At 41.9% G+C, this 13,464-nt stretch carries 10 protein-coding genes; all 10 read left to right on the forward strand.

The window, feature by feature from the left end; translation table 11 throughout:
* Window positions 1-22: 22 nt before the first annotated feature.
* The 10 genes from tig to recJ all read left to right on the forward strand — a co-directional run bounded on the left by tig (window position 23) and on the right by recJ (window position 13,454).
* Entirely contained in the window at window positions 23-1,321 is a 1,299-nt protein-coding gene (tig, locus tag ACEW8F_RS11190) for a trigger factor (RefSeq protein ID WP_373483549.1), read from the forward strand.
* A 27-nt stretch (window positions 1,322-1,348) separates the two neighbouring features.
* A complete protein-coding gene (gene clpP, locus ACEW8F_RS11195) occupies window positions 1,349-1,966 on the forward strand; it encodes an ATP-dependent Clp endopeptidase proteolytic subunit ClpP (RefSeq protein WP_373483550.1) in 618 nt (205 codons plus the stop codon).
* A gap of 11 nt (window positions 1,967-1,977) precedes the next feature.
* Complete coding sequence (gene clpX / locus ACEW8F_RS11200) at window positions 1,978-3,249, forward strand: ATP-dependent Clp protease ATP-binding subunit ClpX (protein ID WP_373483551.1); 1,272 nt, start codon at window positions 1,978-1,980, stop codon at window positions 3,247-3,249.
* Window positions 3,250-3,418: 169 nt separating this feature from the next.
* Entirely contained in the window at window positions 3,419-5,803 is a 2,385-nt protein-coding gene (gene lon / locus ACEW8F_RS11205) for an endopeptidase La (RefSeq protein WP_373483552.1), read from the forward strand.
* A 36-nt stretch (window positions 5,804-5,839) separates the two neighbouring features.
* Window positions 5,840-6,424 carry a ribosome biogenesis GTP-binding protein YihA/YsxC gene (gene yihA, locus ACEW8F_RS11210; protein WP_373483553.1) on the forward strand — a complete coding sequence of 195 codons (585 nt, stop codon included), beginning with the start codon at window positions 5,840-5,842 and terminating at the stop codon, window positions 6,422-6,424.
* A gap of 64 nt (window positions 6,425-6,488) precedes the next feature.
* Window positions 6,489-7,463, forward strand: coding sequence for a tRNA epoxyqueuosine(34) reductase QueG (gene queG / locus ACEW8F_RS11215; protein WP_373483554.1), 975 nt, complete (start codon window positions 6,489-6,491; stop codon window positions 7,461-7,463).
* Window positions 7,464-7,535: 72 nt separating this feature from the next.
* Entirely contained in the window at window positions 7,536-9,011 is a 1,476-nt protein-coding gene (gene gltX / locus ACEW8F_RS11220; RefSeq protein ID WP_373483555.1) for a glutamate--tRNA ligase, read from the forward strand.
* 28 nt (window positions 9,012-9,039) lie between these two features.
* Window positions 9,040-10,308 (forward strand): protein translocase subunit SecD, encoded by a 1,269-nt coding sequence (gene secD / locus ACEW8F_RS11225; RefSeq protein ID WP_373483556.1) that lies wholly within the window; start codon window positions 9,040-9,042, stop codon window positions 10,306-10,308.
* Between the two features lie 13 nt (window positions 10,309-10,321).
* Window positions 10,322-11,215, forward strand: coding sequence for a protein translocase subunit SecF (gene secF, locus ACEW8F_RS11230; RefSeq protein ID WP_373483557.1), 894 nt, complete (start codon window positions 10,322-10,324; stop codon window positions 11,213-11,215).
* A gap of 136 nt (window positions 11,216-11,351) precedes the next feature.
* The gene (recJ, locus tag ACEW8F_RS11235) at window positions 11,352-13,454 is read left to right on the forward strand and encodes a single-stranded-DNA-specific exonuclease RecJ (protein WP_373483558.1); all 2,103 of its coding nucleotides are present in this window, start codon (window positions 11,352-11,354) and stop codon (window positions 13,452-13,454) included.
* Window positions 13,455-13,464: the final 10 nt, after the last annotated feature.

The following is a 13,464-nucleotide window of genomic DNA, read 5'->3' on the forward strand; positions in this document are numbered from 1 at the left end:
AGTGAAAGATACGGAGGATAACATGAGCGCAACAGTAGAAAGTATTGAAAAAAATATTGCAACCTTAAAAATTGAAATTAGTCCGGAGGATTACTCAAAGGCTGTCAAAAAGTCCTATGATAAAAATAAAAAACGTTTTTCAGTTCCTGGCTTCAGAAAAGGAAAAGTTCCTAAAACAGTCATTGAATCCTATTATGGAAAAAATGTATTTATGGAAGATGCCATTGATTTCGCTTTTGCACCTGCCTACACAAGTGCACTGGAAGAAACCGAAATTAAACCGGTAACCCGACCTGATCTTGAGAACATTGAAAAGATCAGTGAAGAAGAGGGTGCAACCTTTATCGTCAAGGTAGGGGTAAAACCTGAAATTAAACTTGGCGAATATAAAGGTGCTGAAGTTGATTCTTTAGAAGCTGAGATCACAGCCGCAGAAATTGCTGAAGATCTGGCCAAAATGCAAGATCAGAATGCCCGACTGGTTACTTTAGAAACAGGCGAAGTTAAAGACGGCGCAACTGTTACCATTGATTACGAAGGATTCTTAAATGATGAACCTTTTATCGGTGGAAGAGATACCGATCATGATCTGGTAATCGGCAGCGGTAGCTTTATTCCAGGCTTCGAAGAGCAATTAGTCGGTGCCAAAATCGGCGAAGAAACCACCGTTAATGTAACCTTCCCGGACGAATACCATGCCGAAAACCTAAAAGGTCAAGCGGTGGTGTTTAAAGTTGCGGTTAAGGGAATCAAAGAAAAAGAATTGCCGGAATTAGACGACGATTTTGCCAAAGATACCAGTGAATTTGACACATTAGATGAACTGAAAGCAGATGTTGAAACACGATTAAAAGGTGCAAAAACAACTGAACTGAGAAAAGCCGCAGAAATTGCGGTCGTTAATTTTGCAGTGGAAAATGCCGAAATTGATGTGCCTTATTTGATGATCGAAGAAGAAGTGGATAATAATTTGCAAAACTTTGAATCACAGATGCAACAACAGGGAATCTCTTTAGATGATTACTTTAAATACACCAATGTCAATCGCGATGAGTTCAGAAACAATTTGAAAGAAGACGCGGAAAGAAATATTAAAACCGAGTTAGTTCTTTCGAAAATTGGTGAAATGGAAGCTTTAGAAGCAACTGAAGAAGAAGTGGATGAAGAAATTAAAGTATTTGCCGATGCCTATGGTCACGATTTCGAAGAATATAAAAAAGGACTTCAGGAAAGAATGTTAGACTATATCAAAGCAAATATTATCAGAAGAAAGACAGTGGATATGCTGGTAGATGCGGCTATTACTAAAATTTCTGAGTAATAAATAGGAAAGCAGGAAAAAAAATTCATGCTAACAAGTAAAACAACACAATCGCTAATTTCTAATAACCTGGTACCCATGGTTGTTGAACAAACTGGCCGCGGAGAACGATCATACGATTTATTTTCACGGTTGCTGAAAGAACGTATTATCTTTTTAAATGGAGAAATAAATGAGAATCTTTCTTCTCTGATTGTAGGACAATTAATTTTTTTAGAAGCGGATAATGCCGAAAAAGATATTCAGATCTACATCAACAGTCCCGGTGGAGCTGTTACTGCAGGTCTTGCCATTTATGATACCATGAACTATATCCGCTGTGATGTGTCCACCATTTGTGTGGGTATGGCAGCATCAATGGGGGCGTTTTTATTGGCAGCCGGAGAAAAGGGAAAACGTTTTTCCCTGCCAAACAGCGAAATTATGATCCATCAGCCGCTGGGAGGTGCCCAGGGCCAAAGCACAGATGTGGAAATATATGCAAAACGTCTGATCAAAACACGAGAAAAATTGAATTTAATACTTAGCGAACAGACAGGCCAACCCCTGGAAACTATTGCTAAAGATACTGATCGCGATAATTTTATGGATCCTGACGAAGCCAAGGCCTACGGATTGATTGATGAGATCATTGTGTCGAGATAGGAGGCTTAAAAATGGCGAGAAATGAAGATAGCATCGAAAATGCACGATGTTCCTTTTGTGGTAAAAGCCAATCTCAGGTAAAACGAATGGTCGCGGGTCCAGGCGTTTATATTTGTAATGAATGTATTGAGCTCTGCGAAGAAATCATGGACGTGGACACCATGCCAGAAGATATCGTCTTTGACGATGTCCCCAAACCCAGAGAAATAAAACAAAAACTGAGTGAATATGTCATTGCTCAAAATCGTGCCAAACGGGCGCTGGCGGTGGCAGTTTACAATCATTACAAGCGGATTACTGCTATGGATGAAAATGATGCCGAAGTTGAATTGCAGAAAAGCAATATCCTTTTAATTGGTCCAACTGGATCAGGTAAAACCTTACTGGCACAAACATTGGCGCGGGTTTTAAATGTTCCCTTTGCAATTGCTGATGCGACCTCATTAACTGAAGCCGGCTATGTTGGCGAAGATGTTGAGAACATTCTGTTAAAGCTACTTCAAGCAGCAAATTTTGATGTCGCCAAGGCTGAAAAAGGGATTATCTACATCGATGAAATTGATAAAATCGCTAGAAAAGGCGACAATCCCTCCATCACAAGGGATGTCAGCGGCGAAGGTGTTCAACAAGCCCTGTTAAAAATACTGGAAGGGACAGTAGCTAATGTTCCCCCTCAGGGCGGACGTAAACATCCCCACCAGGATTTCATTCAGATTGATACCAATAATATTCTATTTATTTGCGGCGGCGCATTTGACGGTATGGATAAGGTGATTGAGCAGCGAACAGAAAAAAGTTCGATGGGATTTGGAGCGGATATTCGTAGTTCCAAAGAAAAAATCGAAGATGACAATCTGAGCTCTGTGACACCCCAGGATCTGTTGAAATATGGCCTGATTCCTGAGTTTATTGGACGAATCCCGGTGATTGCTTCGCTTGAACATCTGGACGAAGAGGCACTGATTCAAATATTGACGGAACCACGAAACGCATTGGTGAAACAATACATCAAAATGTTCAGGATTGAAGGGGTCGAGTTGGAATTCCATCAGGATGCTTTGGTAGCAATTGCTAAAAAAGCGATGGATACGAAAACCGGTGCCAGAGGTCTAAGAGGTATCATTGAGAACATCATGCTCGATATTATGTTTGAAGTACCTTCAAATGAGAACATCGAAAAAGTTATCATTACCAAAGAAGTCGTTGAGAATCTAGTGGAACCGATTATGATTTTGGGACAAAAAAGTGAACGCAAAAATGAAAAAAATGATGTAGTATCTTAGATTCTATTATATGGCCGTACAAAAGACCAACTACTCTTTGGTATTTAAATACCGTGTATTTGAAATTTTGTTCGGCTTTTTTTTAAAAGTTTGCAATCAAGAAATGCGAAATAGGAATAATAACATAGAGAGTGCCATTCTTAATACGAAAGGTAAGGAGTTGATTAATTTGAGTATCGAAAAAAAAGAAATTCCAGAAGAAAAAACTGACCATATGGGAATGACTGAACCAGAATTATTTGTTCAGGAAAAAGAAACCTTACCATTGATACCACTACGCGGAATGAGTGTGTTTCCTGGTATGGTGGTTCATTTTGACGTGGGGCGTGAAAAGTCTGTTAAAGCGTTGGAAGCTGCGATGGAGCGTGACCAAATGGCTTTTTTGGTCACTCAAAAAGAAGTCATCAAAGAAGACATTAATCCAGAAGACTTTTATAATATTGGATGTAGAGTAAAGGTTAAACAATTACTGAAAATGCCGGATAATCTTGTCAGAGTTCTGGTAGAAGTCCAGGAAAGACGGGAAATCCTTGAATTTGAAAGCTTGGATCCTTATTTTCTGGTCACCACCAGACCGGTGCGATCCGTTTATTATGACACAAAAGAAAATCGCACATTAATTAGAATGATTCGCGAATCATTTGCGAACTATATGAATGTTACCAGAAAGGTTGCCACAGATCTGATACTGGCAATGGATTCTTTAGATGATCCCGATCAGCTGATCGATATTATCGGAGCAAATTTATTCCTTGATCTGGAAGATAGTCAACGGTTGATTCAGGAAACTGACGTTAATAAACGTTTGGTGCTTACCTACGAAATTTTAGTCGAAGAAGTGGAAATGATTAAAATTGAACACAATATCGACGAAAAAGTACGTAGTGAAATGTATAAGCATCAACGCGAATATTATCTGCGGGAGCAGATAAAAGTGATTCAAAATGAATTAGGTGAAGGCGATGTTCAAAATGAACTGGAAGTTTATCGGGAACGTCTGGCAGCGTTGGATGTACCGGATGAGGTCCGGGATAAGGTTCTGGGCGAACTGAATCGATTAAATAAAGTGCCCCAGGGCTCTTCTGAAGCGGGATTAATTCAGACCTATGTTGAATGGATATTGGATCTTCCCTGGAATACCCTAACCGAAGAAACCATCGATGTTTCAATTGCCAGAAAAATATTGGATGAAGATCATTATGCCTTGAAGAAGGTTAAGGAGCGTATTCTGGAATATATTTCAGTGCTTCAACTGTCAAAAAGCCTGAAATCTCCAATTATCTGTCTGGTGGGACCACCAGGCGTTGGGAAAACATCGATAGCTAAATCCATTGCCCGGGCATTAAACCGTAAGTATGTCCGGATGTCATTGGGCGGGATGCGCGATGAGGCCGAAATAAGGGGCCATCGACGAACCTATATTGGTGCGATTCCGGGCCGGATTCTTTATAACATTAAAAAATGCGGAACCAGAAATCCGCTTTTCCTGCTGGATGAAATTGATAAACTGGGTCAGGATTTCAATGGCGATCCTGCTTCAGCCCTTCTGGAAGTGTTGGATCCCGAACAGAATAATACCTTCACCGATCATTATCTGGAACTGCCTTTTGACTTATCACAGGTATTGTTTTTGACAACCGCCAATTCGTTATCCTCGATCCCCAGACCATTGCTCGATCGAATGGAAATTATTGAAGTCAACGGCTATGTGGAAAGCGAAAAGGTGGAAATTGCCCAGCGTTATCTGATTCCCAAACAATTGGAAATCCATGGACTGAAAAAATCAACCTGTAAATTCAGTGAAGCAGTGATTAAAAATACCATTGAATATTATACCAGAGAGTCAGGTGTCCGTGAACTTGAGCGAAAAATAGCTCAGGTTTGCCGGGTCGCCGCTAAAGAAATTGTCGAGCACAAGAAAAAGAGTATCAGCATTACCCAGAAGAACCTCGAGAAGTTCTTAGGAAAGCATCGTTATTCCTTTGATACCGTTGGTGATAAAAAAGAAGTAGGATTGGTCAATGGATTGGCCTGGACACCTGTTGGTGGTGATACTCTACAAATTGAAGTGATTGTTGTCGATGGCACCGGAAAAATTGAAATTACCGGTCAGCTGGGAGATGTTATGAAAGAGTCGATTAAGGCTGGTATCAGTTATATTCGTTCTCAGGCGAGTGTGCTGGGAATTGAATCTGATTTCTACACTAAAAAAGACATTCATCTTCATGTGCCGGAAGGCGCCGTTCCCAAGGATGGACCATCGGCTGGGATAACCGTTACCACGGCGCTTATTTCATCACTGACCAATAAGCCGGTACCACAAAATCTGGCGATGACCGGGGAAATAACCCTTAGCGGTCGGGTACTGCCGATTGGTGGACTGCGGGAAAAACTGACAGCAGCTCATCGGGCCGGAATTAAAGAAATAATTTTACCAAAAGAAAATGAAAAAGACCTGGAAGATGTTCCAAATGTGGTTTTGGAGGCTTTACATATTCAGTCTGTTTCAAAAATGAGCGAGGTCACCGAAATCGTTTTTACGCAGTTGCAATAGCGTGATTGACCACACTCTCAGGAAATGGAGATATTAATGAAAGTAACAAAAGCGGAGATTGTCATCAGTGCTGTGGCGGAAGCTCAGTACCCGGATGACAATCTGCCAGAAATAGTGCTGCTGGGGCGCTCAAATGTTGGTAAGTCAACCTTTGTCAACACTCTGATCGAACGTCGGAGTTTGGCACGAACCAGTTCTCAACCGGGAAAAACCCAAACCATGAATTTTTATCGGATCAATGATCTGTTTCATTTTGTCGATATGCCAGGATATGGTTATGCCAAAGCATCAAAAACGGAACGGGAAAAATGGGGGAAAATGATTGAGAAGTATCTAAGGAATCGGGAAAACGTCGTCATGATTTTCCAGCTGATTGACTCCCGACATGATCCTTCCGAAGATGATCTATTAATGTATGAATGGTTGGTACATTATGGTCTGAATCCCATGATTATTGGCACCAAGGCGGATAAGATATCAAAGACAAATCAGAAAAAGTCAATTAGCCGCATTGCTAAATTACTGAATCTGAGAAGTTCCCGGGAGGTGATTCTGTTTTCAGCAGAAACAAAGCTGGGAAAAGAAGAAGTATGGGAACACATTGAAAAAGTATTAGAATAACAAAAGGGCTTCCTTTAATCAGGAAGCTTTTTGCAGTTCTGCTGTGAGCTTAGAAGAGGAAAAAATGACTGAAGAAAAAATGACTGAAGAAAAAGTGGATGAAGAAAAAATTCGGAAGCTCGCAAAGCAAAACGGAATTGATCTTATCGGTTTCTTTTCTGTGGAACCGCTAAGGGAGTGTCTGCCCTATCTGATTAAACGCCATCAGGCTGGGTTTTCCACTGGTTTTGAGGGTGGGGAACCCGAGCAAAGGATTGATTATCACAAGGCGTTTCCGGCTGCCAAAGCTGGTATCGCTATTGGTATCAGCAATTACCAGTCGTTTGAGGCAGTGGTGGAGGATCCGGTTCGGGGTCAGCTTGCTTCGGTTTCCTGGGGTGAAGATTATCATCGGGTGCTGCGACGAAAAATGAGTGAGCTAATGGAAGCCGTCAATGCCGAAATGAAAACTTGGGGAAGGGTACCAATTCATTACCAGGATTTTGTTGACAACAGTCCGCTGGTTGACCGGGGGTCAGCATACCGGGCGGGTTTGGGTTTCTTTGGTAAAAATAACTGCCTGATCAATCATCAATTAGGTTCCTTTTTCTTTATTGGACAAATTCTGGTGGACTGTCACATTGTTTTTGAACAGCCCCAACTGGTTGAAAACGGCTGTGGCACTTGCCGGCGTTGCCTGGAGGCCTGTCCCAATCAGGCACTTGGAGAAGGCTTCAGCCTGGATCCGTCAAAATGCATTTCATATCTGACACAAAAAAAATCCCTTTCCGCGGACGAAGAAAAGCGGATTACGACCTATCTTTATGGATGCGACATCTGTCAAAAAGTGTGTCCCCATAATCAGCATCTGAAACAAACAAGTGAAGAAGCTTTCTGGACTGAGGCTGACACCGCCTCACCAACGCTGGAAGATATTTTGACACTGACAAATAAGGGCTTCAAAACACGGTATGGAAACACAGCAAGTGGATGGCGGGGGAAAAAAAATCTTGTCCGGAATGCCCAATTAATCTGGAAAAATAAAAAAAGACATGATTAATTGAAGATTAAATGCTATAATAATTGAGTTAAAGAACTTTATTAATTTATTTTAATTAAACATGGAGGAAAAATGGTACGAGATCGCTTTGCACCGAGTCCAACTGGAAATGTTCATGTTGGAAGCCTACGGACAGCACTGTATAATTATTTATATGCTAAAAAAATGAACGGGGATTTTTTGCTCCGCCTTGAAGATACCGATCAGACGCGGCTTGAACAAGGCGCAGTAGATAATTTACTGGATGCCTTGAATATGACCGGCGTGATTCCCGATGAAGGCTTAATCAAAGAAAATGATAGCGTGATTCAAAAAGGACAGCGTGGACCTTATATTCAGTCCCAACGTCTGGAAATCTATAAAAAGTATATTGAGATACTTTTGGATCAGGGACAGGCTTATTATTGTTTCTGTACCAAAGAGCGGCTGGATGAAGTAAGAAATGCCCAGAAAGAAAAGGGTGAAACCCCTAAATATGATGGCAAGTGCCGAGAATTGGCGAAAGCAGAAATCCAATCAAATATTGAGGCAGGTCTGCCCTATACCGTCCGATTAAAATTGCCGGAAAACCATGTGATCACCTTTGATGATCTGGTTCGGGGCGTTATCGAGATGAATACCAACGATTTGGATGATCAGGTACTGTTAAAAGCAGACGGATTTCCGACATATCATATGGCGGTAGTCGTCGATGATCATCTGATGGGGATTACCCACGTCATTCGTGGCGAGGAGTGGCTGCCATCCACTCCAAAACACGCCTACCTTTATGAATGTTTTGGTTGGGAGATGCCCCATTTTGTCCATTTGCCCAATATCCTGAATGATGACCGTAAGAAGCTCAGCAAACGTCAGGGCGACGTATCAGTGGGCGATTTTCTGGCAAAAGGCTATTTACCGGAAGCATTAGTCAATTTTCTGGCGCTGTTGGGTTGGAGTCCGGAGAATGAACAGGAAATATTCTCGATGGAGGAATTGATTCAGGCCTTTGATCTTTCCCGAATCAATAAATCCGGAGCTGTTTTTGATCGGGCCAAACTTAACTGGATGAATGCCCATTATATCAAAGAATTGCCAATTAAAGAATTGGTTGGCTATCTGACACCATTTTTGGTTAATGCCGGGGTGATAACCCAGGAAGAAGTAGTTACCAAACAGGAATGGCTATTCAAAATCGGGGAGATTTTAAGAGATCGGATTGAATACTTTGCCCAGGCTCCTCAGGAACTGGAAATGATCTTTAAAAGTGATTTTGTCATTGCTGATGAAGAAGCATTAGCGTTATTGCATGAAGAGTCTTCTAAACGTCTCTATCAGACCCTGATAGCTAAGATCGAAGCGACGGAAGTATTAGATGCAGCTCGGGGAAAAGCCGTCCTCAAAGAAATTCAAAAGGAAGAAAAAATAAAGGGCAAAATGCTCTTTATGCCAAGCCGGATTATGATTACGGGTGAAATGCATGGGCCGGATCTGACTTTGATTATGGATGTGCTGGGAAAAGAAGAGGTTTTAAGCCGCATCAGGTCAATGGCATCGATTATGCAATGATAAATAAATAAGACAAGGAGGAAAGTACATGAGTAAACAAAAAACAAATAATAAGTCGAAAAGCGGCATTCAATTGATCCTGATCACGCTGTTTATTGCGTTAGTGGGATATATACTCTTTAATGGGGTATCAGTGGGTGTTTATGACATCGGTAATGTCAGCAATAACATTAACTACGGGTTGGATTTAACTGGTGGGGTCAATGTTGTGCTGGAAGCCCAGGCAACTGATGATGACCCGGTTACGGCTGAAAAAATTGAATCAGCGATGCTGACAATTCGGCAGCGAATTGATACCCTGGGGGTTTCAGAACCGACCATCACCAAACAGGGTGATAACCGCATCCGGGTTTCGATTCCGTCGGTAAGCGATCAGGAAGAAGCCCTGGATCTGATTGGAAAAACAGCCCAACTGGAATTTGTCGGTCCGGACGAAACCGTTATTTTGACCGGGAAAGACGTCGTGGATTCCAAGGGTGTTATGCAGACCGATAGTTCGGGTTTAGAAAAAGCGGTCGTTACCTTGAAATTTAGTGAGGAGGGCACAAAGCTTTTTGCCGATGCGACCCAAAAATATATTGGCCAGGTGATTCAGATCAAACTGGATGACGAAATCATTTCATCGCCAACCGTCAATGTGGCAATCACCAACGGGGAAGCCGTTATTGAAGGTATTGGCGATATCGAAGAAGCAGGAAATCTGGCCTCCCTCATTCGCGGCGGGGCCCTGCCGGTTAAGCTGGTACCGATTGAAGTAAGAACTGTGGGACCGACATTAGGTCAGAATTCTCTGGATAAAAGCATTTATGCCGGGATGATCGGGATTGCTTTGGTGCTGATCTTTATGCTTGTTTTTTACCGGGGTTTGGGAATCATTGCTGATCTGGCGCTGATTATTTTTATTATTATATTCATGATAATTTTAACGGCACTTAACGTTACTCTGACGCTTCCGGGTATTGCCGGACTGATCCTCACGATTGGGATGGCAGTGGATGCCAATGTTATTATTTTTGAGCGCGTTAAAGAGGAAGCGCGGTTAGGGAAATCCTTACTGACGGCCATCGATAACGGTTTTTCAAGAGCATTCAAAACGATCCTTGATTCAAATGTGACCACCTTGATTGCTGGATTTGTGCTCTTCTTTTTAGGAAGCGGGAGCGTTCAGGGATTTGCCGTGACATTGATTTTAGGAATTATGGTGAGTATGTTTACCGCCGTTGTGATAACCAAACAGCTGATAATTTTACTTGTCAAAACGGAATTGTTTAAAAGCAATACGTTTTATGGAATATAGAAAGGAGACCATAATGAAAAAGAACATTCAAATAGCAGAAAAAAGTAAAATATGGTTTGCTTTCTCGTTAATTCTCATTGCCATCAGTATTGGCTCCTTATTTATAAACGGGCTGAATTTTGGGATTGATTTTATTGGCGGAACCATTGTAACTATTGAGCTGAATAAACCATTTGAAACCAGTGATGCCAAGGCGTTGATCGAAGAATATGATTCCAGCGCCGACGTGACCTATGCTGGGGAAGCCAAAACCCAGGTGATTATTTCCACAAAAAAAGATTTATCAACCGCAGAACGACAGGCTTTATTCTCTAAATTTCAGGAAAAATATAATTTAGAAGATACCGATCTGTTATCTATTGACACGGTTAGTCCTTCAATTGGTGCGGAAATGGCCAATAGTTCGATGATTGCCGCAGTGGTAGCAGTCTTGTTGATGTTGGTATATATTACCTTCCGCTTTGAATTTATGTTTGGCTTGGCTGCTGTGATTGCCTTAATCCATGACCTGATCATTGTATTGGGTGTTTATTCGATCTTCCAAATTCAAGTGAATTCGCCGTTGATCGCAGCAATGCTAACGATATTGGGTTATTCGATCAATGATACCATTGTTGTTTTTGACCGTATCCGGGAAAATCGCCCCAAATTCGGCAAATACGATTTTGCCAATTTAGTCGATACCAGCGTAACCCAAACCCTGCGACGAAGCATTAATACGTCCTTCACTACCTTGCTGGCAATCGGAGCCTTATATGCCTTTGGGGTACCAGCAGTACAGGATTTCGCGCTGCCGTTAATGGTGGGTATTGTCAGCGGTACCTATTCATCGATCTTTATTGCCAGTGCGCTCTGGTGTAAAATCAAAGAATTTCAGGCTAGTAAAAGAGCCGCGGTTAAAAACTAATTTAGGAAAATACGATAAGAAACTAGCAACAAAACGATTGGCGTCAAGGAGGCAACTCCCTGACGCTTTCATTTTAGGGTGTAAAAACATTAGAGCATCCGATAGTTTAATCAATTGATTCAATCCTGAGGTGAATATGTCAGTCAAAACGAAATGGATATTACGAAAAAACAAAAGCAGTCATTTAAACGCATCTGATTATGAAAGTATAAAAAATCAGATGATGCAGGATCTCAACTTGGGGAGCCGAACGGCTGAAATACTGATCAATCGGGGGATGAGCTCAGTTGCGGAAACCCATCGCTATCTGAATCCCGCGCTGGATGATCTCCATGATCCATTTATCTTTGAAGATATGGAAAAAGTAGTGGAGCGGATCGCCAGGGCCAAAGTGTCAAACGAAAAAATTTGTCTCTATGGTGATTATGACGCCGATGGTACAACCGGGGTATCCATCCTGCTCAGTTTCCTAAAAAGCAATGGCTTTTATGTTTCCTACTTTATTCCCAATCGATTGATCACGGGTTATGGACTTCACATTAATCCCTTGCAGGACCTAATCGATGCGGGGGTTGGACTGTTGATTACTGTCGATAATGGGATTTCAGCCAACGACCAGATTGCTTTCTGCAATTTGCACAATCTTGATGTTATTGTCACCGATCATCACGAGTGCCACGGGACACTGCCAGCAGCATTTGGAATTATCAACCCCAAGCTACCTGGCTCGAACTATCCGTTTAAAGAATTATGCGGAGCGGGGGTGGCATTTAAACTAGTTCAAGCATTAAGTGTCAGATTGAAGGTAGCTTTTGACTTACAGAATGCTGTGGAATGCGTGGCGTTGGCAACAGTAGCCGATTTGGTTCCGCTGCAGAACGAGAATCGAATTCTGGTTTCGATGGGACTTGAATATCTTAACGCTAACCCCAAAAATCCCGGCATTCGGGCATTAATTGAAGTCAGTGAACTGACGCTGGTAAAAGCCTGGCATTTTGGCTTTGTGTTGGGTCCCAAGATTAATGCAGCCGGACGTCTCGGAGAAGCCAATCACATTGTTGACTTGCTAACCGGATCTGATCCCGTGAAACTGATGGCATTGGCACAATTCTTAAGTGATGAAAATCGCAAGCGTCAGGATCTGGAATCAACCATACTGGAAGCTGCTCTAGCTCAGATTGAATCCCAGGAAATATACAAGGATGATATCATTATCGTGGTTGGAGAAAATTGGCACACCGGGGTGATCGGTATTGTGGCCAGCCGCATTCAGGAGAAATACTACAATCCAGTGATTGTTATCGGTGTCGCTGATGGCATTGGGAAAGCATCCTGTCGAAGTATCGAAGGGTTTAATATTTTTGCGGCTTTGCAATCCTGTGGTGAGTGTTTTAGCAGCTTCGGTGGTCATGATCAGGCCGCTGGTTTTAGTATTAATGCTGAAAACATTGATTCAATGATTGAAAAAATCAAAAAATATGGCGAATCAGTTGATATTAAAAAACATTTGATCAAAAAAATACCCTATGATGCGATTATCGAAGCAGGAGAAATCACCTGGGAACTTTTTAATGCCTGTTCACATTTTGAACCCTGCGGGCTTGGTAATCCCGGGGCACAGTTTGTCATCAGCAAACCGGATATCGTTTCTATGGGTACCATGGGGAAGGAGAACAATCATTTGCGGCTTTGTTTGAGAAATGACATCAGAGGAGTCGGTTTTGGCTTTGGTGATTTTTATCACGGCCAACCAGGTGTGGCGCTAAACGGTTATCAGGGAGTGGAGATACTATGTCGCTTGGATGTTAATGAATATCGGGGTAATAAAACGCTGCAATTGTTAATTAAAGATATCCGACGGAATCCAATCTGGGATTCTAAAATAGCGATGCTGTTGGTAAAAGCGATTGTCCGCTCAGAAAATCCCAAAAAAGAAGTTGATTTGTCAGCCAACAACATTAATCCCGGAGACTTGTGTTTGCTGCGGGAGACCGTTAAACGAGTTTATCTTCTGCTCAAAAATGCAGATGGAGGCGGGTTACCCATTCAATTAGAAAAGAATCCAGAACTGTCTCCGTTTCACGTACTGATGGCATGTGAAATACTGCGAGAAGCCGGGTTAATTGCTTATGGACTTAAGGATGGATTGGTTTTTTCCAAAATAATAGAAACAAGGGAAAAAAAGGATATTCAAAACACGAAACTAATGATAAAATTAGGAAAAATGATTAGTGATTGATAAGGGAGAT

It is taken from the genome of Acetobacterium sp. (assembly GCF_041752335.1).
Lineage (GTDB): Bacteria > Bacillota > Clostridia > Eubacteriales > Eubacteriaceae > Acetobacterium.